24 protein-coding genes are annotated in these 25,091 nt (G+C 67.7%); 7 read left to right on the top strand and 17 right to left on the bottom strand.

Going from position 1 to position 25,091, the window contains the following annotated elements; all coding sequences use genetic code 11:
- The first annotated feature begins 123 nt into the window (after positions 1 to 123).
- Positions 124 to 705 carry an acyloxyacyl hydrolase gene (locus M5C98_RS24070; RefSeq protein ID WP_272550070.1) on the top strand — a complete coding sequence of 194 codons (582 nt, stop codon included), beginning with the start codon at positions 124 to 126 and terminating at the stop codon, positions 703 to 705.
- A 993-nt stretch (positions 706 to 1,698) separates the two neighbouring features.
- On the opposite strand, the gene M5C98_RS24075 is transcribed toward M5C98_RS24070, so the two are convergent.
- The 4 genes from M5C98_RS24075 to M5C98_RS24090 all read right to left on the bottom strand — a co-directional run bounded on the left by M5C98_RS24075 (position 1,699) and on the right by M5C98_RS24090 (position 9,362).
- Complete coding sequence (locus M5C98_RS24075) at positions 1,699 to 6,162, bottom strand: EAL domain-containing protein (protein ID WP_272550071.1); 4,464 nt, start codon at positions 6,160 to 6,162, stop codon at positions 1,699 to 1,701.
- A gap of 163 nt (positions 6,163 to 6,325) precedes the next feature.
- Complete coding sequence (locus M5C98_RS24080; protein ID WP_272550073.1) at positions 6,326 to 7,441, bottom strand: 3-deoxy-7-phosphoheptulonate synthase; 1,116 nt, start codon at positions 7,439 to 7,441, stop codon at positions 6,326 to 6,328.
- 45 nt (positions 7,442 to 7,486) lie between these two features.
- On the bottom strand, positions 7,487 to 7,969 hold the full coding sequence (locus tag M5C98_RS24085; protein ID WP_272550074.1) for a C40 family peptidase: 483 nt from the start codon (positions 7,967 to 7,969) through the stop codon (positions 7,487 to 7,489).
- Positions 7,970 to 8,015: 46 nt separating this feature from the next.
- Positions 8,016 to 9,362: a chloride channel protein gene (locus M5C98_RS24090; RefSeq protein WP_272550075.1), complete on the bottom strand. Its 1,347-nt coding sequence runs from the start codon at positions 9,360 to 9,362 to the stop codon at positions 8,016 to 8,018.
- 177 nt (positions 9,363 to 9,539) lie between these two features.
- Between M5C98_RS24090 and ssb the strand changes: the two genes are divergently transcribed.
- Positions 9,540 to 10,112 (top strand): single-stranded DNA-binding protein, encoded by a 573-nt coding sequence (gene ssb, locus M5C98_RS24095; RefSeq protein WP_272550076.1) that lies wholly within the window; start codon positions 9,540 to 9,542, stop codon positions 10,110 to 10,112.
- 104 nt (positions 10,113 to 10,216) lie between these two features.
- On the opposite strand, the gene M5C98_RS24100 is transcribed toward ssb, so the two are convergent.
- The 3 genes from M5C98_RS24100 to M5C98_RS24110 all read right to left on the bottom strand — a co-directional run bounded on the left by M5C98_RS24100 (position 10,217) and on the right by M5C98_RS24110 (position 12,392).
- A complete protein-coding gene (locus tag M5C98_RS24100; RefSeq protein WP_272550077.1) occupies positions 10,217 to 11,272 on the bottom strand; it encodes an amidohydrolase family protein in 1,056 nt (351 codons plus the stop codon).
- 10 nt (positions 11,273 to 11,282) lie between these two features.
- Entirely contained in the window at positions 11,283 to 11,978 is a 696-nt protein-coding gene (locus M5C98_RS24105; protein WP_272550079.1) for a type 1 glutamine amidotransferase domain-containing protein, read from the bottom strand.
- Positions 11,979 to 12,092: 114 nt separating this feature from the next.
- Positions 12,093 to 12,392 carry a superoxide dismutase gene (locus M5C98_RS24110; protein ID WP_272550080.1) on the bottom strand — a complete coding sequence of 100 codons (300 nt, stop codon included), beginning with the start codon at positions 12,390 to 12,392 and terminating at the stop codon, positions 12,093 to 12,095.
- A 170-nt stretch (positions 12,393 to 12,562) separates the two neighbouring features.
- On the opposite strand from M5C98_RS24110, the gene M5C98_RS24115 reads away from it, so the two are divergent.
- Complete coding sequence (locus tag M5C98_RS24115; protein ID WP_272550081.1) at positions 12,563 to 13,546, top strand: LysR family transcriptional regulator; 984 nt, start codon at positions 12,563 to 12,565, stop codon at positions 13,544 to 13,546.
- Between the two features lies 1 nt (position 13,547).
- Here the strand turns inward: M5C98_RS24115 and M5C98_RS24120 are convergent, their stop codons facing one another.
- Both M5C98_RS24120 and M5C98_RS24125 read right to left on the bottom strand, forming a co-directional pair.
- Complete coding sequence (locus tag M5C98_RS24120) at positions 13,548 to 14,285, bottom strand: SDR family oxidoreductase (protein WP_272550083.1); 738 nt, start codon at positions 14,283 to 14,285, stop codon at positions 13,548 to 13,550.
- A gap of 259 nt (positions 14,286 to 14,544) precedes the next feature.
- The gene (locus M5C98_RS24125; protein WP_272550084.1) at positions 14,545 to 15,519 is read right to left on the bottom strand and encodes an AraC family transcriptional regulator; all 975 of its coding nucleotides are present in this window, start codon (positions 15,517 to 15,519) and stop codon (positions 14,545 to 14,547) included.
- Positions 15,520 to 15,661: 142 nt separating this feature from the next.
- Here M5C98_RS24125 and M5C98_RS24130 point away from each other — a divergent pair, with 142 nt between their 5' ends.
- Both M5C98_RS24130 and M5C98_RS24135 read left to right on the top strand, forming a co-directional pair.
- Positions 15,662 to 16,396, top strand: a complete 735-nt coding sequence (locus M5C98_RS24130) for a putative quinol monooxygenase (RefSeq protein ID WP_272550085.1) — start codon at positions 15,662 to 15,664, stop codon at positions 16,394 to 16,396.
- Positions 16,397 to 16,432: 36 nt separating this feature from the next.
- The gene (locus M5C98_RS24135; protein WP_272550086.1) at positions 16,433 to 16,825 is read left to right on the top strand and encodes a DUF1330 domain-containing protein; all 393 of its coding nucleotides are present in this window, start codon (positions 16,433 to 16,435) and stop codon (positions 16,823 to 16,825) included.
- A gap of 106 nt (positions 16,826 to 16,931) precedes the next feature.
- On the opposite strand, the gene M5C98_RS24140 is transcribed toward M5C98_RS24135, so the two are convergent.
- From M5C98_RS24140 to M5C98_RS24155, 4 genes are all read right to left on the bottom strand, one after another.
- The gene (locus M5C98_RS24140; protein WP_272550088.1) at positions 16,932 to 17,480 is read right to left on the bottom strand and encodes a type 1 glutamine amidotransferase domain-containing protein; all 549 of its coding nucleotides are present in this window, start codon (positions 17,478 to 17,480) and stop codon (positions 16,932 to 16,934) included.
- 104 nt (positions 17,481 to 17,584) lie between these two features.
- On the bottom strand, positions 17,585 to 18,007 hold the full coding sequence (locus M5C98_RS24145; protein ID WP_272550089.1) for a DUF6691 family protein: 423 nt from the start codon (positions 18,005 to 18,007) through the stop codon (positions 17,585 to 17,587).
- A gap of 16 nt (positions 18,008 to 18,023) precedes the next feature.
- Positions 18,024 to 18,452: a YeeE/YedE family protein gene (locus tag M5C98_RS24150; RefSeq protein ID WP_272550090.1), complete on the bottom strand. Its 429-nt coding sequence runs from the start codon at positions 18,450 to 18,452 to the stop codon at positions 18,024 to 18,026.
- Positions 18,453 to 18,457: 5 nt separating this feature from the next.
- A complete protein-coding gene (locus M5C98_RS24155) occupies positions 18,458 to 18,772 on the bottom strand; it encodes an ArsR/SmtB family transcription factor (protein WP_272550091.1) in 315 nt (104 codons plus the stop codon).
- 124 nt (positions 18,773 to 18,896) lie between these two features.
- On the opposite strand from M5C98_RS24155, the gene M5C98_RS24160 reads away from it, so the two are divergent.
- Both M5C98_RS24160 and M5C98_RS24165 read left to right on the top strand, forming a co-directional pair.
- On the top strand, positions 18,897 to 19,778 hold the full coding sequence (locus M5C98_RS24160) for an MBL fold metallo-hydrolase (RefSeq protein ID WP_272550092.1): 882 nt from the start codon (positions 18,897 to 18,899) through the stop codon (positions 19,776 to 19,778).
- A 151-nt stretch (positions 19,779 to 19,929) separates the two neighbouring features.
- Positions 19,930 to 20,268, top strand: a complete 339-nt coding sequence (locus tag M5C98_RS24165; protein ID WP_272550094.1) for a serine/threonine protein kinase — start codon at positions 19,930 to 19,932, stop codon at positions 20,266 to 20,268.
- A 152-nt stretch (positions 20,269 to 20,420) separates the two neighbouring features.
- On the opposite strand, the gene M5C98_RS24170 is transcribed toward M5C98_RS24165, so the two are convergent.
- The 4 genes from M5C98_RS24170 to M5C98_RS24185 all read right to left on the bottom strand — a co-directional run bounded on the left by M5C98_RS24170 (position 20,421) and on the right by M5C98_RS24185 (position 25,018).
- Complete coding sequence (locus tag M5C98_RS24170; RefSeq protein ID WP_272550095.1) at positions 20,421 to 22,082, bottom strand: L-lactate permease; 1,662 nt, start codon at positions 22,080 to 22,082, stop codon at positions 20,421 to 20,423.
- 211 nt (positions 22,083 to 22,293) lie between these two features.
- Positions 22,294 to 23,178 carry a LysR substrate-binding domain-containing protein gene (locus M5C98_RS24175; protein ID WP_272550096.1) on the bottom strand — a complete coding sequence of 295 codons (885 nt, stop codon included), beginning with the start codon at positions 23,176 to 23,178 and terminating at the stop codon, positions 22,294 to 22,296.
- Between the two features lie 16 nt (positions 23,179 to 23,194).
- On the bottom strand, positions 23,195 to 24,349 hold the full coding sequence (gene mnmA, locus M5C98_RS24180; protein WP_272550097.1) for a tRNA 2-thiouridine(34) synthase MnmA: 1,155 nt from the start codon (positions 24,347 to 24,349) through the stop codon (positions 23,195 to 23,197).
- Positions 24,350 to 24,532: 183 nt separating this feature from the next.
- On the bottom strand, positions 24,533 to 25,018 hold the full coding sequence (locus M5C98_RS24185; RefSeq protein WP_272553385.1) for an NUDIX hydrolase: 486 nt from the start codon (positions 25,016 to 25,018) through the stop codon (positions 24,533 to 24,535).
- Positions 25,019 to 25,091: the final 73 nt, after the last annotated feature.

Below are 25,091 nucleotides of genomic sequence, written 5' to 3' on the forward strand. Positions count from 1 at the left end.
CGGTCAGATCCCGACCGATCAGTACGGTTGAGGCGACTGCCTACAACGCACCCCCCGATGGGCGGCATACAGTGGGTTACACACGTTGTGCAAACCCACAGTCATTCCATCGAGGGAATTTCCATGCCGATCACCCACCTCCTGCGTTCCCGCGCCCTGTTGCGCGGGAACGCTTTTTTTGTGGCTCTGGCCTGTGCCGCCGGCGCAGGCGCCGTCCAGGCCGAGCCTTCGGGCACCAGCCCTTCCGTGTACGTGCAAGGCGGCTGGGCCCGCCACCAGACCGATTCGGCCACCGTGGGGGTGACGCTTCCGTGGAACTGGCAGAGCGAGTTTTGGGGCAATGAGGTGCGCGGCTACTGGGACATCTCCGCCAGCCGCTGGTCGTTCAACGGCATCAATGGCCCGCGCGACATCACCGTGGTCGGCTTCACCCCCACTTTCCGCATGCGCCCGGACAACGGCCGCGCCAACTGGTTCTGGGAAGGCGGCGTGGGCATCACGTTTGCCGACAGCAAGTACCACATCCCCGACAAGGAATTCAGCACCCGCTACAACTTCGGCTCCCACCTGGGCGTGGGCTACAGCCTGGGTGCGCAGCGCCAGCACGAGATCGTGGTGCGGGTGCAGCACCTCTCCAACGCGGGCATCAAGAAACCCAACCCCGGCGAGAACTTCGTCCAGCTGCGCTACGCGTACCACTTCTGATCCCCCACACACCGTTTCCCGCGGCCATGCGCCGCCGGGGAAAAGCCAAGGGCCCTTCGGGGCCCTTTTTCTTTGTGTCGTCCGTGGAAGTAAGGCCCAAGCCAGACAGGCCTTTTGACCACCTCTCGGACGACGTGGGCAGCGCATTGTGGATAAGCCTGGGGATATTTCCAGGGCAACCCATGGGTTATCCACAGAAGAATCCAAAGTGCCGAAGTTGTTGTCGGCTGGCCTGCCAGTTCAACCGGCCAGCGCCACAGGGTTTGAGGCACTCCAAGTGCTTGGCGGCATTCAGGAAATTCCCCTTGTCCACAGAACGAGGCACCCTCTACTACTACTGCTATGTATTTATAGAACCTTTAATTGAATAACAGGAACTGCCAAGCCGCCGAAAAACGGACCGCCGTGCGCCGTGCCAAAAAAGGCCTGGCCCGAAAAAAATGGGGGAATTCAAACGACCGATGGCCGAAACCGCAATTGCTCGGGTTTGCAACGGCCATGTCCGGCTGCACGGGCCAGATGGCTCGGCTCTGGTGGCACCGGCCTGAGGGGTGGGCGTGCCGGCGGCCGATCGGGCAGAAAACGGCAACGGAAGGAACAAGTCTGTGGATATTTCCGGCACAACCGGCCACTTGTCCACAGCGAATGGGCCTGCGCCGGTTTTGTCCCCGCCGCAGCGACAGCGGCAGCCGGGTATCGCCCACAAGGTTCGCGGCGCGGCAACTGCATTGATCTGCAAAGGAAAAATGCAGTTATCCACAAAAAGCATGCGTGCTTACTACTACGACTATGGATTGATAAAGACATTAAGGAGAAGACAGAGAACCCAGCGCCCGCGCGTGCCCCGCGGAGGGATAGGGTGTCTGACAGAAAGGTGCTTGACGGTCAGGGAGGCGCGAAGCCTTGGGGCCCTGGGGGAGGGGGATCACCCCGTGCGTTCAGGCTGCCCAGAAGCCTTGCAGGGGCCTGCCCGGCCGCTTCAGGCCAGGCAGGTCAGACGGGCGCGTTGCGCAGGAACCGCTCGAGCACGTCTGCCGGCAGCGGACGGCTGAAGAAATAGCCTTGGTAGAGCTGGCAGCCCGCCTGGGCCAGGCGGTTGCGCTGGGCGCCGGTCTCGACGCCTTCGGCGATGACGTTCAGGCCCAGGCTGCGCGAGAGCGCGATGATGGTGTCCACGATGGCCGCGTCGTTGGGGTCGCTCAGCAGGTCGCGCACGAAGCTCTGGTCGATCTTGAGCTGGTCCAGCGGCATGCGCTTGAGGTAGCTCAGGGAGGAGTACCCGGTTCCGAAGTCGTCCAGCGAGAACCCCACCCCGTGGGCGCGCAGGGCCGACATGGTGGCGATGGTGGTTTCCATGTCCTCCACGAACAGGCTTTCGGTCAGTTCCAGCTTGAGCTGGTCGGCCGGCGCGCCGGTGAAGACCAGCGCGCGCACCACGTCGTCCACGAACCCGGCGTGGTGGAACTGGCGCGAGCTCACGTTCACCGCCATCGTGAGGTGCGACAGGGCCGGCTCGTCCTGCCAGCTGGCCAGCAGGGTGCAGGCGGTGTGCAGCACCCAGCGGCCCAGGGGCAGCACCAGGCCCGTTTCTTCGGCCAGCGGAATGAAGTCGCTCGGCGGCACCATGCCCCGCTTGGCGTGCGGCCAGCGCACCAGCGCCTCCACGCCCACGACACGGTTCAGCGCGTCCACCTGGGGCTGGTAATGGAGCAGGAATTCTTCGCGGGCGATGGCCGTGCGCAAGTCGTCTTCCAGGGCCGCCCGGGCCGTCACCACCGCCTGCATGCCGGGGTCGAAAAAGCGCAGCGTGTTGCGGCCGGCGGTCTTGGCCTGGTACATGGCCAGGTCTGCCTGCTTGAGCAGTTCGCCCACGGTGGACTGGCCATCGGTGAAGGGGGCCACGCCGATGCTGGGCGTGCTGCGGTACTGGTAGCCCTCCAGGGCATAGGGCGCGCTCAGCACCGACAGGATTTTTTCGCCCACCACCCGGGCGCTCACGGCCAGCTCGTCGGGCCGGGGGCTCAGCGCCTCGATCATCACCACGAACTCGTCGCCGCCCAGCCGCGCCACGGTATCGACGGTGCGCACACAGGTGTTCAGCCGCTGCGCCACCTGCTGCAGCAGCAGGTCGCCCTTGTCGTGGCCCAGCGTGTCGTTCAGCGTCTTGAAGTTGTCCAGGTCGATGAACAGCAGCGCCCCGCCCTGGCGGCGGCGCTGCGCCGTGGCCAGGGCCTGGTGCATGCGGTCCATGAGCAGCATGCGGTTGGGCAGGCCGGTGAGCGAGTCGAAGAACGCCAGGCGCTGGATCTCGCGCTCGGTGGCCTTGCGGTGGCCGATGTCGGTGTGGATGGCCAGGATGGATTCGGGCTGGCCGCCCTCGTCGCGCACCAGGGTCCAGCGGCCTTCCACGTCGATCGCATGCCCGTCCTGGTGGAACTGCACGATCTCGCCCGTCCACTCGCCCTGGGCCAGGGTGGCCTCGGTGGCGCGCAGGAATTCGGTGGCGTTCTGGTAGAGCAGCGTGTCGATGGTGCGGCCCAGCACCTGGGCCTGCGACCAGCCGTACATGCGCTCGGCGCCCTGGTTCCAGAACGTAATGCGGTGCTCCAGGTCGCGCACGATGATCGCGTCGCGGGCCTTGTCCAGCAGCGACGCCTGCCGGCGGATGTGGGCGTCCGACGCCTGGCGGGCCATTTCGGCGGTGGCGCGCGCCGCGAAGATGCGCAAGGTGGAGGAAACCAGGGCCGGCCGCTCCAGCGGCTCGCGGAAGATCACGAAGATCAGCCCGATCGGCCGCCCTTCGGCGTCACGCAATTGCTGGCCCACGTAGCTTTGCGCGCCCAGCGCCGCGATGGGCGAGCGCGGATACATCTCGGACACGCCGGAGGTGACGACGTATTCCGCATCGGTCGCCAGACGCAGGCTGGGCGTGCCTTCCAGCGAATATTCGGCATTGGGCTGCACCACGCCGTCCTGCACGCGCGAAAGCGTGATGGCGCGCGGCGGCTGCCCCTCCACCGGCGGCAGCAACCGGGTCACGCAGCCGGCCTGCGCGCCCAGCGCGTCCGCCATGTTGCTGGCCAGCTGCTTGAAGAATTCGGTCCCCGTGCTGGCCGAGATGGCGGCGGCGGCCTTGAGCACCACGCTTTGCAGACGCTGCTGGTCCTGGCGGGTGCGCAGGCTCTCGATGCCGAAGGCCAGGTCGTTGGCCAGTTGCTGCAGCAGCTCGGTTTCTTCGGAGCCGATCTCCAGCACGCCCGGCGGATACAGGTACAGCAGGCCGAAGGAGCGCTCGGCGTTGCGCAGCGGCAGGCTGATCACCGAGTGCAGGCCCTGCCGGAGCATGCGCTCGGTCCAGGTGGCAAACAGCGGGTCGAGCCGGATGTCGCGCACGATCACCGGGCGGCCGGTGCGCACCGCCACCCCGGCCGGGCCCTTGCCGCCCGGCTGGTCGGCCGATCCGCTCAGCTGAAGCCTTTCGATATAGCGGTCGCTGTCCTTGCCTGCGCAGGCGACGGGCTCGATGGTCTGGCGCGCGTCGTCGCGCACCATGCCGACCCAGGCCATCCGGTAGCCGCCCACGTCGGTGGCGATGCGGCAGACCTCGCGCAGCAGGTCGGCCTCGGAGGTCGCGCGCACCAGGGATTCGTTGCAGGCGGCCAGCAGCCGCTGGATGCTGCCCACCCGCGCCAGTTCCCGTTCCAGGCGCATGCGCTGGGTGACGTCGGTGGCCAGGACCTGGCGGGCGGGCACGCCGTTGAATTCGATGCCGCCGGCATACACCTCGGTGTCGATCACCGTGCCGTCTTTCTTGCAATGGCGCCGGTGCACGGCGTCGCGGCGCGCATTGTGGGGAATGTTGTGCGCCTCCCGGGTGCGGGCTTCGCGGTTGTCCTGGGGCCACAGGTCAGGCGTGGTCATGCACAGCAGTTCGGCCTCGCTGTACCCGTAGTGGCGCACCATGGCGCGGTTCACGGCCAGGATGCGCAGGGTGCCCAGCTCGTACACCCACATGGGCTGCGGGTGTGCATCGAACAGCAGGCGGTACTGCTGCTCGGACGCGTGCAACTGCGCGGCATAGCGGCGCAACTGCACCACGGCGCCCAGCGATTCGGCCAGGATCTGCACATGCGCCAGGTGGCGCTGCGAGAAAGAGGCCAGCGGATCGCCGTTGACCTTGAGCATGCCCACCACCGCATCGCCGGCGCGCACCGGCGCCGCGATGAAGGCCACCGGCCCGGGCTCGCACAGGGCGGCCGAGGGCATGGCCTGGGCAACGGCCGGTTGGCTGCAGACGGTCTCGCCCGCGTCGATGCGGTGCCACAGCTCGTAGCCTTCCAGCGGGCGCACGTCGTTCAGCGGCACGGCGCGCATGCCGGTGCTGGCCTGCACACGGGCTTTGTCGCCCTCGCGCATCACCACCATCGCGCCGCCGGCATCGGCCAGTTCCATCGCGGTGCGGGCCACCAGCTGCAGCACCTCGTCCATGGACAGTTCGAGCGACGAGATCTTCTGCTGCACGCGCACCAGTTCGGCGTGGGTGCGGGCTTCGTCCTTGGCCTGCAGGGCGCTGTCCTTTTGCGCGCTGATGTCCGTCATGCCGCCCACCATGCGGATCGCACGGCCTTCGGCGTCGCGGATCACGAAGCCGCGGTCCTGCACCCAGGCGTAGCTGCCGTCGTAGCGGCGAAAGCGGTATTCCTCGGCCCAGTGCTTGGCCGTGCCCTCGATCGCCGCGTGGATGCTCTCCAGCACCGCGTCGCTGTCTTCCGGGTGCAGGCGCATCGTCCACGATGTGCTGTCGTGCGGCAGGGTCTGCATGGGCACGCCAAACAGCGTCTGCATGCCCTCGTTCCACCACATGGAGTCGTCGTGGAGGTTCCAGTCCCAGATGGCGTCGGCCGTGGCGCGCGCCACCAGGTGAAAGCGCTCGTCGCTGGCGGCCCGCTCGGTGGCCATGCGCGCCTGGTTGCGCTGGCTGCGGCGCAACTCCAGGAGGGCCACCGCCTGCCCGGCGACCGCGCGCAGCGATTCGAGCTGGGGCGGCTGCAGCACGCACGGTTCGGCGGACATCACCACCACGGCGCCCAGCACCCACTTTTCCGCGGTGACCAGCGGCATGCACGCCACGGCGCGCACGCGCGGCCCGGCGATCACCAGCGGATGGCGGCGCAGCGTGGAATGGGCGTGCGTGTCCTGCACCTGCACCACCCGGCCGTCCACCGCCAGCGCGCACAGCGGGTGGGCCGCATCCAGCGTCTGCAGGTCGATGCCGATGCTGGCCTTGAACCACTCACGCCCCTGGTCGATGAAACCGATGGCCGCCATGGGCATGCCGCACAGCCGCGCGGCCAGCCGCACCAGTTGATCGAAAGCCTCCTCCACCGGGGTGTCCAGCACCGCGCAGGCACGCAGCGCTTCGAGGCGTTTTCCTACGGGAGCGGCCTTGGGCGGCATGCTCAGAAGGCCGGCTGACGGGAAAGTGGCCGTTGGCATGGATCGGTGGGCGACAGCACCTGCATGGGATTCGGACGCATCGGGGTCTGCGGTAGCAAATGACTACAAAAAGTAACGGTCAATGCTACACCGACACCGCCGCCGGCGGTGTTGCTTCCTGGCCCTATCGGCCTCGGCGCCGCTCGCGTACTGCCTGCGCCAGGTTCTGCAGCACCGGCACCGTCTGCGGCAGACTGATGCAGGCGTCCGTCACCGACACCCCGTGCGCCAGCGGCTGGCCGGCCACGATGTCCTGCCGGCCTTCCTGCAGGTGGCTTTCGATCATCAGGCCCATGATGCGCAGGTCGCCGCCCGCCACCTGGCCGGCGACGTCGGCCGCCACGTCGATCTGGCGGCTGTGCTGCTTGCTGCTGTTGGCGTGCGATACATCCACCATGACCTGCGCGCGCAATCCCGCCGCCTGGAGCAGCTGGCAGGCCGCGTCCACGGAGGGCGCTGCATAGTTGGGCTGCTTGCCGCCGCGCAGGATCACGTGGCAGTCGTTGTTGCCGCGCGTCTCGAAGATCGCGGACTGGCCCATCTTGGTCATGCCCATGAAGGCGTGCGGCGCCTGGGCCGCCAGGATGGCGTCGCTGGCCACCTTCACGCCGCCGTCGGTGCCGTTCTTGAAGCCCACCGGGCACGACAGGCCGCTGGCCAGCTGCCGGTGGCTCTGGCTTTCGGTGGTGCGCGCCCCGATCGCGCCCCAGCTCACCAGGTCGCTGATGAACTGCGGGCTGAGCAGGTCGAGGAACTCGGTGCCCACCGGCAGGCCCAGCGCCAGGATGTCCAGCAGCAGCGTGCGGGCCATCTCCAGCCCCTCGTTGATGGCGAAGCTGCCGTCCAGGTGCGGGTCGTTGATGTAGCCCTTCCAGCCGACGGTGGTGCGGGGCTTTTCGAAATACACGCGCATCACGACCAGCAGGTCCTGCGCCAGCGCATCGGCCTGCGCCTTGAGCTGGCGGGCGTATTCCATGGCCTGCCCGTGGTCGTGGATCGAGCAGGGCCCCACCACCACGACCAGCCGGTCGTCCTGGCCGTGCAGCACGCGCGAGATCGCCGCGCGGCTGGTCTCGACCAGTTGCAGCGCGCCGGGCGGCGTGGGCAGCCATTCCTGCAGCAGCGCAGGCGTGATCAGCGGCCGCACGGCCTTGATGCGCGTGTCGTCGATGCGGGTCGTGTCGTGGGTGGAGAGCGGGGTGGCGGTGCGGTGCACGTGGGGGGTGGGTGGGGTCGTCATGGCGGCGATTGTCGCGCGCCGCCCGCCGCCGCCCCTCGGCCCCGGTCAGGGCCGGCGGAAAGCGGTTTTCTGCCGTGACCAATAGCGCGAATCGAGCCGGTCCATCCGCACCTCGCCGCCGGTGGAGGGCGCGTGCACGAAGCGGCCCTCGCCCACGTAGATGCCCGCGTGCGTCGGCCGGCCCGCGCCGAACACCACCAGGTCGCCCGTGCGCAGGTCGCCGGTATCCACCGGCAGGCCGAAATCGCTCAGCTGCGCCACGGTGCGCGGCGGGGCGATGCCCGCGCGGCTCTTATAGACATAGCCGATGAGGCCGCTGCAGTCGAACCCGCCCTCGGGCGTGTTGCCGCCATAGCGGTACGGCGTGCCCACCAGCCCCAGCGCATGGATGGCGATGTCGCTCGACTGGTCGGGCGACAGCTGCGAATACTGCACGCTGGCGCGGGGCGAACGCGGCTGCGGCGTGGTGCCGCAGCCGGCCAGCAGCAAGGCGGCAGACAACAGTGCAAGGCAGAGGGAGGCACGCATGCGCCGAGGGTAACGGATGTGCTGCGGCACCACGCGCGCGAGGGGCTCAGCGGGGCGATGCGTCTGCGGGGGCCGCCGGCGCCGCGCCCACCTTGTGCAGCAGGTGATCCGCCAGCGTTTCGTAGAGCGGGCGCACCAGCATGCGCGACACCAGGCTGGCCAGCATGGCCGAGGCCATCAGGCTCAGCACCATGGCATGGCCGTCCACCATCTCCATCACGATGATGAAGGCCGTGAGCGGCGCCTGCGTGACCGCCGCCAGGAAGGCCGCCATGCCCATGGCGATCAGCGCCGGGGCGATGTCCGCACTGGTCAGCAGCGAGAGGTTGTGCCCCACCCCAGCGCCAATCGACAGCGCCGGCGCGAAGAACCCGCCGGGCACGCCGCACCAGGCCGTGAGCCAGGTGGCGATGAATTTCAGCGTGACATAGAACGCCGGCACATCGGCCTGCCCCGCCAGCATGTGCTTGACCGCCTCGGAGCCGGCGCCGAAGGTGGCGCCGCCGGTGGCCAGGCCGATCACCGCCACCGCCAGGCCGCCCGCCGCCGCAAAGCGCACCGGGAAGCGGGCACGCCACTGGTTGAGTCGGCCCGGCGCGCCGGTGAGCGAGGCGGTGATGAGCTTGGCGAACAGGCCGCCCAGCACGCCGCACACCAGGGCCACGCCCAGGCCGGGCAGCAGCGCGTCCCAGCCCAGGCGGGGCACGCGGATCACGCCGAAATAGGTCAGGTTGCCGAAGAACGACACCCCCATCAGCCCGGCCAGCACGATGGCCGCGATGATGAGCCCGCTGCTGCGCGATTCGAGCTTGCGAGACAGCTCCTCGATCGCGAACACCACGCCCGCCAGCGGCGCATTGAAGGCCGCTGCGATGCCAGCGGCCCCGCCCGCCACCAGCAGCGCATGGCTGGTGATGCCCGAGCGCGGCCCGAGCCAGCGCTGTGCATGCTGCATCACACCCGCCGCCACCTGCACCGACGGGCCCTCGCGGCCCATGGAAAGCCCGGCCAGAAAGCCCGCGCTGCCCAGCAGCACCTTGCCCAGCGACATGCGCAGGGACACGAAGTAGCCGCGCTGGCTGGGCGGCAGCCCCGGCTCCAGCGCCGCCATCACCTGCGGAATGCCCGAGCCCGCGGCCCCGGGAACGAAGCGGCGCGTGGCCCACACGATGGCGGCCGTGAGCGCCGGGGTCCACAGCAGCACGGCCCAGCCGCCCTGCCAATGCAGCACCTGCTCGAAGCGTGCGAACGCCCATTCCCCCAGGATCGTGAACGCCACCACGAAAAGCCCGGCCGCCGCGGCGTAGGCCAGCACGATCGCGCGTTCCACCCACCGCCAGCCGTCCGCGAACTCCTGCCGCAGGTTGTGAAGAAAGTCGGGTTCGCGATGCATGGGCAAGGGCCGGGGCCGGTGTTGGAAAAGGCATTTTTATTGTGGCATGGGCATCGCCTGCGGGCTGTTCGCGCCCGAGGCGAATCGGGCACAATCGGCGGCTCCCCCGCAGTCCCTGGCAGGCTGCGCAGGCCGTAGTGCCTTCTCTCCACCATTCTCTACAGGCCCTTACACACCATGGCATCCGTCAACAAAGTCATCATCGTGGGCAACCTCGGGCGCGATCCCGAAATGCGCACCTTCCCCAGCGGCGATCAGGTCGCCAACGTCACCATCGCCACCACCGACCGCTGGCGCGACAAGAACACCGGCGAAAACAAGGAAGCCACCGAGTGGCACCGCGTGGTGTTCAACGGCCGCCTGGCCGAAATCGTCGGCCAGTACCTGCGCAAGGGCTCGCAGGTCTATGTGGAAGGCAGCTTGCGCACCCGCAAGTGGACCGACCAGGCCGGCCAGGAAAAATTCACCACCGAAATCCGAGCCGACAGCATGCAGATGCTGGGCAGCCGCCAGGGCATGGGCGGTGGCGGCCAGGGCGGTGGTGGTGGCTACGAAGACAGCGGCTACGGTGGCGGTGGCAACGACGGCGGCTACGACAACAGCGCCGCCCCCGCGCCGGCACGCCGCCCTGCCCCGGCACCTGCGCCGCGGCCTGCAGCGCCGGCGCCCCGTCCGGCACCGGCACCCGCGGCCCAGGCCCCGCGTGCGGCCTCGGGCTTCGACGACATGGACGACGACATTCCGTTCTGAGTGGCGAAAGCCGCTTCTGCGGCTGGCGCATCAGGTCTCTCCAAAGCCCGTCTTCGAAGGGAGACGGGCTTTTTTCCATGGGTTCTGAATGGATGGAAGTCGTTTCACAGCCTCAGGAGCCGTTCGGCATTGCCATGCGCGATGAGGGACTTTTCCGCATCGCTCACAGGCAGATTTTCGATGAAGGCCTGTGCACCGTCCAGGCTCTGGTAGGGGTAGTCGATGGAATACAGAATGCGTTCCGTCCCCATCAGCGCGTGGATGAACTGAAAGTGCGGCAAGGTGAGCATGCCGCTGGGCGATACGTACACGTGTTCGCGGTACGTTTGCACGATGGGACGCTTCAGGCCAGAGGCTTCCTGCGGTATCGAGTCCTCCAGCCTTTGCAGGAAGAAGGGAACCATCTCGCCCCAGTGGCCGCTGATGACTTGCAGCCTGGGGTAGCGATCGAACACGCCGGCAAGCAGCATGCGCACGACCTGAATGCCGGCCTCGTTATGCCAACCCCAGGCAAACATGGACAGCCGCGCGCTGAGCTCGCGATCAAAGCCGCCGTAGTACGGGGCCTGCACCGCAGACAGCGGCAGGCCGGGGTGGACGTACAAAGGAACGTTCAACGCATCAAACGCGGCAAGGACCGGGGCGTAGCGGGGCTCGTCCAGGAAGTGTTCGCCAGGGCGGCCATTGATCAGCGCGCCCTTGAGGCCAAGTTCTTTCACCGCACGCTCCAGTTCGCGGGCTGCGGCCTCAGGTGCTTGCCAGGGCAGGGTGGCAAACCCTGAAAAGCGCTCGGGATGCTCCTGGCTTGCCCGAGCGAGCCGGTCATTGGCGGTGCAGTTCAGATCGATGGCCTGCGCGGCAGGCAGCCACTGGGGAAAGCCGCCATAGGACAGCACCTGCATGCCGATGCCAGCCGCGTCCATCTCGGCCAAGCGCGCATCGCCCATGTCCAGGGCCTTGCGAGCCGACTCGGCGGGCGCGATCACGTGGGGACGGGTGCGATCGGCCACCTGCTGGCCGTCGATCACGCGGCTGCCCCAGCCGGAAAGGTACGGCGCCTGGGCACGCACGAGTTCCTGCGTCGCCGCGCCGATGGCCGGATCGAGCACATGCTCTTCGACGCAGATCAGTTTCATGCCCTGGCCGCTCTTCGCACGCATCGCGGGTCCTTCAAGCCAGCAAGGCGTCGCGCAGCGCTTCGCCCAAGCGTGCAGCGGACTGCGGGTTTTGTCCGGTGATCAGCCGGCCATCGACCACCACGTTGTCGGCCCAATTGGCGGCGTGCTGGTGCATTGCACCGCGTTCTTTGAGGGTGGACTCCAACAGGAACGGCATCACCTGGGTGGACTGCACTTCCTCTTCCTCGTCATTGGTGAAGGCGGCCAGGCGCTTGCCCGCCACCAGCAGGGTGCCGTCGGAGCGGCGCGCATTGACCAAGGCTGCGGGGCCATGGCAGACCGCCGAGACGATGCCGCCTGCCGCATCGATTTCGCGGATGGCTTTGTGCACGGCAGCGCTGTCGGGGAAGTCCCACATCGTGCCGTGGCCGCCCGCGAAGAAGATGGCCGAGTAGCGCGATGGCTCCACATCGGCCAGGCGCAGCGTATGGCCGATGGCGTGGCGAAAGCCGGCATCGGCCCAGTAATGGGCGATGACCGGGTCCTTCATGTCCTCCAGTCCGTCCAGGGGCGCGGCACCGCCCTGGATGGAGGCGAATTCCACACGGATGCCGGCGGCCTGCAGTTTCTCCAGGGGATGCGTGACTTCCGCGAGATTGAATCCGGTGGGAAGGCCGGTCGCTCCTTTCACGGCATTGCTGGTGACGACGAAAAGGACGGGTTGGAGGTCTGATGCGGACAGGGCCATGATCGAAGGGTGTGCTTTGGAGAAAGGAAGGGGGTGCGAAGACCAGAAGGTGGCTTGCCTGGTTTTCGTGGGTCGATGCGACGGTCTGGGCGGCGCCGGCATGGCGCCGGAATTTCAGGCGTTGCCTGGTGCGAAAAGCATTTCCCAATTCAGGAATGGCCCGAGGGGAATCACTTCCCAGTCGATCAGCCCGGCCTGGGCCAGAGGCAGTTCGCGCAGGGCTTGCCTGGCTGCCTCGACAGAATCGCACTCCGCGATGATGGCCACGCCGGGCCGGTCTTGGCGCAAGTAGATGTCGCGCACGATGCCACGGCTGTGAAGCTGCCAAGCGTGGCGTGCTTCGTTCAGCATGTGGGGCTGATACTGGTCCAGGCTGGCGCCCGGTTGGGGGATGTCGAGACAAAGCAGTTTCATGAGAGAGGGGCTCCTGAATGGACGCGTGGATTCCAACGCACTGCAGGATGTTATTGCGGAAAATTAAGAATCAATGTTTCGATAAAATCCGATCCAAAGCGATTTAATTTCTACAATAGGCGATGCAAACGCAGAGGCAGGCACCCGTGCAAGATGACTCGAATTCACCCATGCCTCTGGTCAAAGGCGTTCCGGAGTGCCAGGAGCGGTTCGATGGGGTCGCGGTGTTCCTGGAGGTCGTGCGCCTGGGGAGCTTTGCGCGTGCCTCCGAGCACCTCGGCCTGACGCGTTCGGCCGTTGGCAAGGCGATGGCACGTTTGGAATCCCGGCTGGAGACGCGGCTGTTCCATCGCACCACGCGCGTGCAAAGCCTGACCGACGATGGCCAGATCTACCACGACCACTGCCTGCGGGCCCTGTCGGAATTGCAGATCGCCGAGGCACAGATGGAGTCCGGCCGGCACGAGGTGGCCGGACGGCTGCATGTCTCCATGCCCGTGCTGTTCGGGCGGCACTGCGTGGCGCCCCTCTTGCTCGAACTGGCCCGGCAGCACCCTTCGCTCGAACTGCTGCTGAGCTTCAGCGACCGGCCTGTGGATGTCCTGGCCGAAGGTTTCGATCTCGCCATCCGCAGTGGCGTGCTGGGCGCCGAGAGCGATGGTCTGCGCGCACGCAAGCTGGTGGTTCAACGCAAGCGGGTGTGTGCTTCGCCGGCCTATCTGGCTGCCCATGGAACACCGCAGAGCGCCGCCGAACTGGCCGGGCACAGCATCCTGCTGTATCGGCGCGCCACCCGCATCCACGTCTGGCAATTGCCGGACGCCGCGGGACAGATCGTAGATACGCCCTTGCGTTCACGCCTGCAGCTCGACGATCTGGAGGCCATCGCGGACGCGGCCACGGCGGGAATGGGCTTGGCATGGCTGCCGGAATGGCTGGTGCAGGACCGCCTGCGCACGGGGGCACTGGTCAGCCTGCTGGACGACCAGCCCGGCGCCTCCATGGATTGCTATGCCCTGTGGCCTCGCGCCTCGCACATGCCGCTGCGCCTGCGGCTGGCGGTCGATTGGTTGGTCGACCGATTGCCGAAAGTCGCGGGCCTGCAGGAGGCGGATGCCCACCATCGGCCCGCGGCCGATCGGCAGGCTCCGTGAATCACGCGGGGTTCATCCGCTCGAACAGGGCTTCGCCCATCTTGCGCGAGCCTGCCGACAGGCCCACCATGACTTCATCCTTGCCGTTTTCCAGTTGAGCGATCGCTTCGGTGGCGAAAACCTTCGGCGTCATCATCTGCTGTCCGGCGGTGCCACCGCTGCGTTGGCTTCCGCCCAGGCCGGTATCCACGATCGGCGGTGCCATTTCGACCACCCGGATTCCCGTGGCCCTCAGCTGGTGGCGCAAGCTGAGCGTGAAGGAATGCATGGCTGCCTTGGTTGCGCAATAGACGGGAATATCGGCCAGCGGCGAAAAAGCCAGGCCCGAGCTCACGTTGACGATGGTGGACTGTGGCTGGCGGCTCAGCAACGGCAGGAGCGCTCCGATCAGTTGAACGGGCGCGGTGAAATTCGTCGCCACTTCCTGCTCGATGTTTGCGAGCGCGCCGGATTCATTGAGCATGCGCCGGTATTGGACGCCCGCATTGTTGATGACGACGTTCAGTTCGGGGTGTTCGGCTTCCAGCCATTCCACCATCGCTGCGCGGCTTTCGCCGTCGGTGATATCGCATTGCCGGGGAACCAGCGCAGGCACCTGCGACTGCGCTTTCGCAAGGGCCTCTTCATTGCGGCCGCAAACGATGACGCGATTGCCGCGCTCGGAGAGTTGCTGCGCCAGCGCAAAGCCGATGCCGGCGGCGCCGCCCGTGATGAGAATGGTGTTTGCTGTGGTTTTCATATCGACGGTTCTTCCTGGTTGATCACAAGAAGGTGTGCCGACGAGACTTCAGGATTCCAGCGGGCACACCTATGGCACCGGCATGGCCGGTACAGGTGTCGCGGATACCCTGTTGGGGAAAAGCTGCTGCACCCTGCGGGGTGCAGCGACCGGGCTACCATCCGGCCTGCGCTCTTTCGACTTGGCGTTTGTAACGCACATCGTGCGATGTGGCAATCATTGGGTTTCTCTGCGCTGCGCCCGGCAATGGCCCGCAGGCTCATGGGCGCGCACGCGCTTTGCGGACCTGCAAGGCGCCTTCGCCGGTTCCGGCCGGGTGCCTCAGGTCCTGCACATCCCGGCGCGGCGGCGCGCCGAAGAGGCGGCTGTACTCACGGCTGAACTGGGAGGGGCTTTCATACCCCACCTGAAACGCCGCGGTCGAGGCGTCGGCACCCCCGGCCAGCATCAGCCTGCGCGCTTCGTTCAGGCGCAGCCACTTTTGGAACTGCAGGGGGCTCATGGCCGTCAACGCGCGGAAATGGCGGTGAAAACGCGATGGGCTCATTTGCACATGCGCGGCCAGTTCCTCGATGCGCAGCGGTTGCGCGAAGTGAAGCTTCAGCCATTCGATGGCCTGGGCAATGCGCTGGTTCTGGCTTCCCAGCGACACCATCTGCCAGAGCCGCGCCCCCTGCTCACCCATGAGCAGGCGATAGAAGATCTCCGTGCGCACCAGCGGCGCCAGCACGGGAAGGGCCTGCGGTTCGTCCAGCAGCTTGACGAGGCGCAGGAAGAGCTCGAGCAATGCCTCGGTGGTCTCGCCCAGCGCCAGTCCCGGGGCAAGCGCCGCAGGCTCCGGCGGGGCGAGCGGCCCTGCCTGCATGGCGAGCTCCGCGATGCTGCATGCGTCCAGCTTCAGCACCAGGCTCAGATACGGACGGTCGGGCCGCGCCTCGACCGCTTGCATCACCACGGGCAACTCCAGGGCCGTGATGAGAAAGCGGCCGCTGTGATAGCGGTAGATCTGGCCGCCCAGCAGCACGTGCTTGGTGCCCTGCACCGTCAGCGCGATGCTCGGCCAGGCCATGCAGTTGACGGGTGGGGTCGGCAGGTCGTGCCGGTACAGCGTGAGGCCAGGAATGGGCGTCTCGCACTGCTCGGCACCTTGCGTCCATCGCGCAACGTGCCCTGCCAGTGCCGAGCGCAGAGCTTCAAAGGCGTCCCCCGGGACCGCAGGCGGTTCTTGCTTCACTGAGTCCCTTCGAAGACCGAAAAGCACCATGGTAGGGTGTGCCTGCAGCGGGGCTCGGCAAACCCGCTGCCCGGGCAGGATCAGGCAAGAATTCGCGTGGATCTGTCTATCGCGACTGCCGCGCCCGTGCCAAGAATGGCGCATGCCGCTCAAGACCCCCTGCCCTCCCCGGCGCTTCTGGACGCTATCGCTGCTCTGCACCCCGCTGCTGACGGTGGGGTTGAGCCAGCCTGCATTGGCCCAATCAGCCCCGCCACCCTTCGTGCGGCTGGCGGAACTGGACATCGATCGGGACCAACTCGATGCCTTTCACGTGGCCGCCCGCGAACATGCCCAGGCCAGCCTGCGGCTGGAGCCGGGCATCGTTGCCTTCCACGCCGCTGCCGAAAAAGGCAATCCGGGCCGCGTGCGGGTCCTGGAGATCTATGCCGATGCGCAGGCTTACCAGGCGCATCTGCAGACGCCCCACTTTCGAAAATTTCGCTCAGCGACCGAGCCCATGACGCTGGGCCGTGAACTCCATGAAGCCGTGCCCGTGCGCCTGGGCGCCAAGGCCCGCTTGCCGCCGCAGGCCCTGGTACGCGTTGCCGAGCTGTCGATCGATCCGGGCCAGCTCCAGGCATACGAACGCGCGGTCTCCGAAGAAATCGACACGTCGATCCGTGTGGAGCCGGGCGTGCTGGCCATCTACGCGGTGGCGTTGAAAGATCGGCCGGCACAGCTGCGCTTCTTCGAAATCTATGCCGACGAAGCTGCGTACCGACAACATGTGGCGTCGCCGCATTTCAAGAAATACGTGGACATCACCCAGGCCATGATCACATCGCGCAAATTGATGGAGGCGCAAGCCCTCTTTCTCGGATTGCCTTCGCGCTGACCTCCAAAGACAAAACACAAGACCAGAGACCGCCCCATGTCGTTCCTCCCGCAATTTCCGGCCGCTGCAATGGCGTGCATCGCCCTGTGCAGCCTGACGGTTCAACCGTCGCACGCGCAAGCACCTGCAGCCAAGGCCCCGGCCTACTACCTCTCCGAGTTTGAAGTCACCGATGTGGAAGGCATCAAGCCCTACAGCGCACAGGTCGAGGCGACATTCAAGCCGTTTGGCGGGCATTACATCGCGCGGGGCGGCCAGGTCCGCTCTTTGGAAGGAGAGGCCGGCAAACGGATCGTGATGATCGCGTTCCCCAGCCTGGCACAGGCCCAGGCCTGGTACGACTCGCCGGCCTACCGGGAGATCCGGCCCATCCGTTTGCGCAGTGCAACCTCGCGCGTGTACGTCGTGGAGGGTGTCTCTGCGCCATAGGGAATGGGAGGCACCTGGGGCATGGGCGACGGTCTGCGCGGGGCTCCGATGGAGCGTCTGCGCATCCCTGCCGGTCACTGCATCGCGTTCACCGCGGCAACCGCTTTCAAGCGTTCACGGTCTCCACCAGCTTCTGGTTGAACGCCGGAATGTCGTCGGGCTTGCGGCTGCTGACCCAACGCCCCTCGACGTGCACGGTCTCGTCCACCCAGGTGGCGCCGGCGTTGCGCAGGTCGGTGGCCAGGCTGGGCCAGCTGGTCAGTGTCTTGCCGCGCACCAGGCCGGCGTCCACCAGCAGCCAGGCGCCATGGCAGATCACGGCGATGGGCTTGCCGGCCTGGTCGATGGCCTGCACGAAGGCCTGCGCCTTCGCCTCCGTGCGCAGGGTGTCGGCGTTGAGCACGCCGCCGGGCAGCAGCACGGCATCGAACCGGGCGGGATCGGCCTGGTCGAGGGTGCCGTCCACCGCGAAGGTGTCGGCCTTCTCGTCGTGGTTGAAGCCCTGCACCTGGCCGGGCTTCGGTGCAATGATCCGGGTGGCGATGCCGGCTTGGTGCAGGGCGTCGCGCGGGCCGGTCAGCTCGACCTGTTCGAAGCCGTCGGTCACGAGGATGGCGACGGTCCGGGCGCCAGCGGATGGGGTGGTGGAGGTCATTGGAGGGGTCCTTTCAAAAGCCCACCAATCTAGGGGCCGCCGTGCCCGCGGCGTGTCGGTCAAACGCCATCGTGGGGCAGGGCATCGGCCTGCATGGCGGGGCGTCAGCCGCGCTCGCGCCAGCGCTCGATGCCCTCGAACAGCGCCATGCCGGCGAGCAGGGCGGCCACGAACCACACGCCGTTCGGCACGCCCATGCCCAGCAGCACCAGGGCCGGGCCGGGGCAGATGCCGACCAGGCCCCAGCCGATGCCGAACAGCACGCTGCCGCCCACCAGGCGCGCATCGATGCCGTGCGCAGCGGGCCACTGCAGCGGTGTGCCGCGCAGCGTGGTGCCCCGGCGGCGCGCGAGCGCAAACGCCACCAGGGCCACGCCCACGGCGCCGCCCATCACCAGGGCGAGCGACGGGTCCCAGGGCCCCGCGATGTCCAGGAAGCCCAGCACCTTGGCCGGGTCGGCCATGCCGGACACCAGCAGCCCCAGCCCGAAGACCAGGCCCGCGGCGAATGCAATCAGAACGGTCATGGTGCGTTCCTTCCGGTCAGGCCAGGTGCCGCAGCACGAAGACCGTGCCCATGCCGGCGGCCATGAAGACCAGCGTGGCCACCAGCGAGCGGGCCGACAGGCGCGACAGCCCGCACACGCCGTGGCCGCTGGTGCACCCTGCCCCGTAGCGCGTGCCCACGCCCACCAGCAGGCCTGCAGCGATGAGCAGGCCCGGGCCGGCGTCGATGCGCACCGTCGGCAGCGGCGCGGCCAGCGCATAGGCCAGCGGCGCCGCGATCAGGCCCGCCACGAAGGCCAGGCGCCACGCCCGGTCGCCGCGCCGGGGCCGCAGCAGGCCGCCCACCACGCCGCTGATGCCGGCGATGCGCCCCGCCAGCAGGAAGAATCCCCCGGCCGCCAGGCCGATGAGCGCGCCGCCCGCCAACGCGGTGCCGGGGGTGAAAACGTTCCAGTCGATGGCCATGCGGTTCACTCCTTGGGGCAGTAAAGGCGGTACAGCACCGCCAGGATTTCAAGCAGCGAGGCATCGGCCACGCGGTAGTGGATGTTCTTGCCCTCGCGCCGGGTCTCCACCATGCCTTGGGTGCGCAACACGCCGAGCTGCTGCGACAGCGTGGGCTGCTGGATGCCCAGGCGCGCCTGCAGGTCGCCCACGCACTGCTCGCCTTGCGACAACTGGCACAGCAGCAGCAGCCGGTCTTCGTTGGCAAGGGCCTTCAGGGCCGAGACTGCCTGGCTGGCGGCCTGGCGCAGGCGCTCGGGGTCGATGGGGGTGGAGTCCATGGGAAGATCGATGCAAAAGCCGTCACAAGGCTGCCGAAAGGCCGGCGTTGGATTCAATATATCAAACAATATAATATCTGTGGAAAGATTATTGACCGCTGAATCGATTGAAAGGCCACCCGCCATGCCCCGCACCACCTCCGTCCAGCCGTTCTTCGACTCCGCCACGGGCACGGTGACCTACCTCGTGTGGGACCTGGCAACGCGGTGCGCCGCCGTCATCGACCCGGTGCTCGACTTCGATGCCGCCGCGGGCCGCACCGCCACCCGCTCGGCCGATGCGGTGCTGGCCTGCGTGCGCGAGCGGGGGCTCACGGTGCAGTGGATCCTGGAGACCCATGCGCATGCCGACCACCTGTCGGCCGCGCCGTACCTGCAGGCGCAGGCAGGGGGCCGCATCGCGGTGGGCGAGCACATCCGCGCGGTGCAGGCCGCCTTCGGCCGGCTCTTCCCTGCCGAAACCGGCGCTGCGGACGGCAGCCCCTTCGACCATCTGCTGCGCGACGGCGAGACGCTCCTGCTGGGCGCCACGCCGCTCATCGCCCTGTGGGTGCCGGGGCACACGCCGGCCGACATGGCCTATCTCGTGGACGGCGCGGCCTTCGTGGGCGACACGCTCTTCATGCCCGACGTGGGCACGGCGCGGGCGGACTTTCCCGGGGGCGATGCCGCCACGCTCTACCGTTCCATCCAGCGGCTGCTGGCGTTGCCGGGCAACACGCGCGTGTTCGTGTGCCACGACTACCCGCCTGCCGGGCGCGAGCCGCAGTGGGAGACCACGGTGCAGGCGCAGCGCGAGGACAACATCCACGTGGGCGGCGGCGTGGCCGAGGCGGATTTCGTCGCCCTGCGCCGCGCGCGCGACGCCACGTTGGGCGCACCGGCGCTGCTGCTGCCGTCCCTGCAGGTCAATGTGCGCGCGGGGCAACTGCCGGCTGCCGAGGCGAACGGCATCGCCTACCTGCGCATTCCGCTGAACGCGTTCGGAACGCCGCCGGCCACCTGAGCCCGGGCGTTGTCGGGCCGTGCGGGATCGCTCCTACCTGGTAACAGGCGCCGGGCCCACTGCCCTGGCCCCGGCGCGGGGCGAAGCTGTGGACATCCGGCGCACCGTTTTTCGGATCGCGTCCCCACCGACCCGCCCCAAGGAGCCCGCCATGCGCACCCCCATCGTTCCCGACACCGCCATCGACCCCACCGACGATCCCACGGCGGAAATGCCGGAAGGCGACGACATCAACGACCACCTGGAAGCCGAGCAGGATGTTTCGGACGGCATCGAGGACATCTCGGTGCAGGCGTTCGACGATCCGCGCAGCGGCGGCCCGCTGAACTTCGACGACGGCACCGACATGGCCCACCCCCGAGGCAAGACCGGCCGCGATGGCGGCACCTGGGCAGCCGAGGGCAGCGACAGCGGCGAACTGGAGCCGCCAGCCGAGATGCTTTCCGACCGCAACGGCCCGAGCGACCCGGACGCCAAACGCAACGGTTGAGCCGGCGCGGCACGCGTGCCAAGAGAAAAGGGGCGCCCATGCGCCCCTTTTTCTTTTGCTATTAAATTAATAGCTATATGCCCTAGTGGAATATGCGGTGGCGGCCGAAAAGGCCTCAAGTCCCCTCGGGGCCGCCGCAGGTTCTGCCTCCCTCAGTGCACCACCATCAGGTGAAACGGCCACACATACGCCTGCAGCGTCACGTACAGCCCCACCAGGCAGGCCAGCGCGATCGAGTGGAAGAACACGTAGCGCAGGATGTCGCCCTCGTGGTTGAACCAGCGGGTGGCCGTCGATGCCACCACGATCGACTGCGCGTCGATCATCTTGCCCATCACCCCGCCCGAGCTGTTGGCCGCGCCCATGAGATTGGGCGACAGCCCCAGCTGCTCGGCCGCGACCTTCTGCATGCCGCCGAACAGCACGTTCGAGGCCGTGTCCGAGCCGGTGAGCGCTACGCCCAGCCAGCCCATCAGCGTGCCGAAGAACGGGTAGAACACGCCCGTGTTGGCGAAGGCCAGCCCCAGCGTGGTGTCGGTGCCCGAATACCGCGTGAGCGTGCCCAGGGCCAGCATCAGCACGATGGTCAGCAGCGAAAAGCGCACCAGCCACACCGTCTTGAAGAACGTGCGCGCGATGGCGACGGGGTGGTACTTCATGAAGAACGCGCTCACCACCGCCGACAGCAGGATGGCGGTGCCGGTGGCCGACAGCAGGTTCAGCGTGTACACCGCGCCTTCCTTGGTGGGCGTGGGCACCACGGGCGGCACCTTCTCGATCAGGTTGTGCAGGCCGGCCATGGGAAAGGCGGGCGCGAACAGGCTGTTGAGCCAGGCCTTGACCGGCGGCAGACCCCAGATGAACACGAACACCGACAGGATGATCCAGGGCATCCAGGCGGCCACCAGTGCGGCGCGGCTGTGCTGGGTGACGGGCTGGGGCGGCTTGGCCTCCGCTGCGCTGATGTCGCGTCCACGCAGCGAGGGCGACGTCCACACCGTCTTGGGCTTCCATACGCGCAGGAACGCCACCAGCGACGCCATCGACACGATGGCCGCGATGATGTCCACCAGCTCAGGGCCGATGAAGTTGGACACCAGGTACTGCGGCACGGCGAACGCCACCCCCGTCACCAGGATGGCGGGCCAGATCTCCCACATGCCCTTGCGGCCCGCGAAGGCCCAGATCAGCCAGAACGGCACCAGCAGCGAGAAGAACGGCAACTGCCGCCCGACCATCGCCGTCACCTCCATCAGGTCGTAGCCGTGCACCTTGGCCAGCGTGATGACCGGCGTGCCCAGCGCCCCGAACGCCACCGGCGCGGTGTTGGCGATGAGCGACAGGCCCGAGGCCGCGAGCGGCGAGAAGCCCAGCCCGATCAGGATGGCCGCCGTCACCGCCACCGGGGTGCCGAAGCCCGCCGCGCCCTCGAAGAACGCGCCGAAGCTGAAGGCGATCAGCAGCAACTGGATGCGCCGGTCGCCGGTGATGCCCGAGAGCGAATCCTGCAGCACCTTGAAGCTGCCGTTCTGCTCGGTCAGCTGGTGCAGGAAGATGATGTTCAGCACGATCCAGCCGATGGGCAGCAGGCCGGTGAAGCCGCCGTACAGCGCCGCCCGCCCGGCCATGTCGGCCGGCATGCCGTAGGCGAAGACGGCCACCAGCAGCGCCGCGATCAGGCCCAGCCCGGCCGCGATGTGCGCCTTGATGTGGAAGAAGCCCAGCGCGGCCAGCATCACCACCACCGGAATCGCGGCCAGCGCGGTGGAAATGATCATGTTGCCGAACGGGTCGTAGATTTGCTGCCAGGTCATGGATTTGTCTCCGGTGTTCTATCGGTGTGCGGACCGCGGGGCCCCGTGCCGCGGCCCTCTGTCGGGGCCTGCGCTGGCCCAATGTAGAAATTTGCGGCGGGCGCAGCGTGAAAAACCTTCGCTGGCCGCGTGAAGGCTTTTCAAACCGCGTCAGTTCCGTGTCAGCCACCGCGCTGCGGATGGCGCGCTGTCCGCCCGGCCGTTCGGTCGGTCAGTCGTGCAGCGCCTGGCGCAGCCAATCGACGAACGCCGCGCACTCCCAGCGCTCGAGCGCCCCGGCCTTCCAGCACAAAAAATAGTCGTGCGGGGACGGCAGGCTGTCGCGCGACAGGCGCACGAGCTGGCCGCTCTCCAGCCAGGGCTGCCCCGCGCGCAGGCGCAGCAGCGCCACGCCGAAGCCGGCCACCGCCGCGTCCCAGGCCATGCCCAGGTCGTTGAACTGGCTGCCCACCACCGGTTCGGGCTGGGAGATGCCGCACGCCTTGAACCAGGTGCGCCACGGCTCCAGCGCGCAGCGGATGAAGCGCACGCGCGCCGCCGCCTCTTCCGTCGCCAGGCCGTCCAGCGGACCGATCTCGGCCAGGTATTCGGGGCTGCACACCGGCGTGATCCGGTCGGCGAAGAGCTGCACCGATTCGCGGTCGGGAAAGTCGCCGGTGCCAAAGCGCACCTCCACGTCGGCCTCCTCCGCCATCATGTGGTGCACCGGCAGCGACACTTGCAGCTGCAGCTCGATGTCGGGATAGGCGTGGCGAAACTGCGCGATGCGCGGCAGCAGCATCTGGCGCGCGAAGGTCGGCGTCACGCCCAGGCGCAGGCGCGTGGCCTGGCCCACGCCCAGGGTGCCGGGCACGTGCTGCAGCGCAGCGATGGCCTCGCGCACCCGCTCCAGGTAGGCGGCGCCGGCGGGCGTCAGGCTGAAATCGCCGCGCGCGAAGAGCTTGACGGCCAGCAGTGTCTCCATCTGGCGGATGCGGTGGCTCACCGCGCTGGGCGTCACGCTCATCTCCTCGGCCGCGTGCGTCACGCTGCGCAGCCGCGCCAGTGCCTCGAACGCCAGCAGGCCCTGGATCGGCGGAATGCGCGGCGGGGCCATGCGTACAGCCGGCCCGTCAGGCGACGGTGGTGGCCGACGCGATCACGCCGCCCCCGAGGCACACCTCGCCGTCGTACAGCACGGCGGACTGGCCCGGGGTGACGGCCCACTGCGCGTCGGGAAATTCCAGCGCGAAGCCGCCGTCCGCCTGCGGATCGATGCGGCAGGGCGCATCGGCCTGCCGGTAGCGCGTCTTGGCCGCCAGCAGGCCGGCGGCGGGCGGCGCGCCGGCCACCCAACTCGCGTCGCCTGCCTGCAGCGTGTGCGACTGCAGCCAGGGGTGGCCATGGCCCTGCACCACGCGCAGCACGTTCTTGTCCAGGTCCTTGCGTGCCACATACCAGGGCGCATGGTCGCCGCCGCCGCGCGCCGGCTGGCCGGACGGCGCTTTCGTGCCTGCGCCCTTTTCCTTCACGCCGCCGATCCCCAGGCCCTGGCGCTGGCCCAGCGTGTAGAAGCTCAGTCCCTGGTGGCGGCCCAGCGTGCGCCCGCGCTCGTCCTGGATCGGCCCCGCCGCATGGGCGATATAGCGGTTCAGGAACTCGCGGAACGGCCGCTCGCCGATGAAGCAGATGCCGGTGGAATCCTTCTTCTTGGCGTTGGGCAGGCCGATCTCTTCGGCGATGCGGCGCACCTCGGTCTTGTGCAGTTCGCCCACGGGAAACAGCGTCTTCGACAGCTGGGCCTGGTTCAGGCGGTGCAGAAAATAGCTCTGGTCCTTGGAGGGGTCCAGTCCCTTGAGCAGTTCAAACAGGCCGCTCGCCGCGTTCTGCCGCACCCGCGCGTAATGGCCGGTCGCGATCTTCTCGGCGCCCAGGCGCATGGCGTGGTCCAGGAAGGCCTTGAACTTGATCTCGGCGTTGCACAGCACGTCGGGGTTGGGCGTGCGGCCGGCCTGGTACTCGCGCAGGAACTCGGCGAACACGCGGTCCTTGTACTCGGCGGCGAAGTTCACGTGCTCGATCTCGATGCCGATCACGTCGGCCACGGCGGCCGCATCCACGAAGTCGATGTTGGAGGAGCAGTATTCGCTGTCGTCGTCGTCTTCCCAGTTCTTCATGAAGATGCCGACGACCTCATGGCCCATGGCTTTCAGCAAATGGGCGGTGACCGCGGAATCCACGCCGCCGGACAGGCCGACGACGATGCGGTGCTTGGGAGTTGCAGTCATGCCCGGGATTGTATTTTTTATGCCGCCGCGGCCGGGGGCATGCTGGCAGAACGCTTCAAGGCCGGCAGGGCATGCTGCAAGGTTTTGCCTTTGATGCTATTAAATAAATAGCATTGGAGGCAATGAATACGGCGGCAGCGGGGGGATTGGACGCTGATGCACCGCCTTGCGGCACAGCCTTGTTCAGGGCGGGGGCTGCAGCACGCTCGCGTCGGTGTGGATCAAGTCCAGCGGATAGCGCTTGCCGGCCAGGTAGTCCTCGATGCACTGCAGCACGAGCGGGCTGCGGTGTCGGTCGGCGCAGCAGCGGATCTCGTCGAGCGTCATCCACACGGTGCGCACGATGCCGTCGTCCAGCGTGCGCCAGGCATGCACCGGTCCCACCGAGCCCGCGAAGGCAAAGCGCAGGTAGGTGATGTCGTCGCCCGTGCGGGTGCGCGTGAAGCGGTTGAGGTACACGCCCACCAGCGCCGTGGGGGTGAAGTCGCAGGCGGTTTCCTCCAGCACCTCGCGCACGCAGCCGTCGATGGGCGACTCGCCCGGATCCAGGTGCCCCGCCGGGTTGTTCAGCCGCAGCCCGTCGGCCGTGTCTTCTTCCACCAGCAGGAAGCGGCCGTCCTGTTCGATGACGGCGGCCACGGTGACGTTGGGTTTCCAGCGGTTCGGCATGGCGGCATTATGACGAGGGGGCATGTCAGGCCGTGTAGGGAAGGCGCGACAGGTGAGCGATGTGTAACGGAGC

It is taken from the genome of Acidovorax sp. NCPPB 3576, from assembly GCF_028473605.1.
Taxonomy (GTDB): domain Bacteria; phylum Pseudomonadota; class Gammaproteobacteria; order Burkholderiales; family Burkholderiaceae_C; genus Paracidovorax.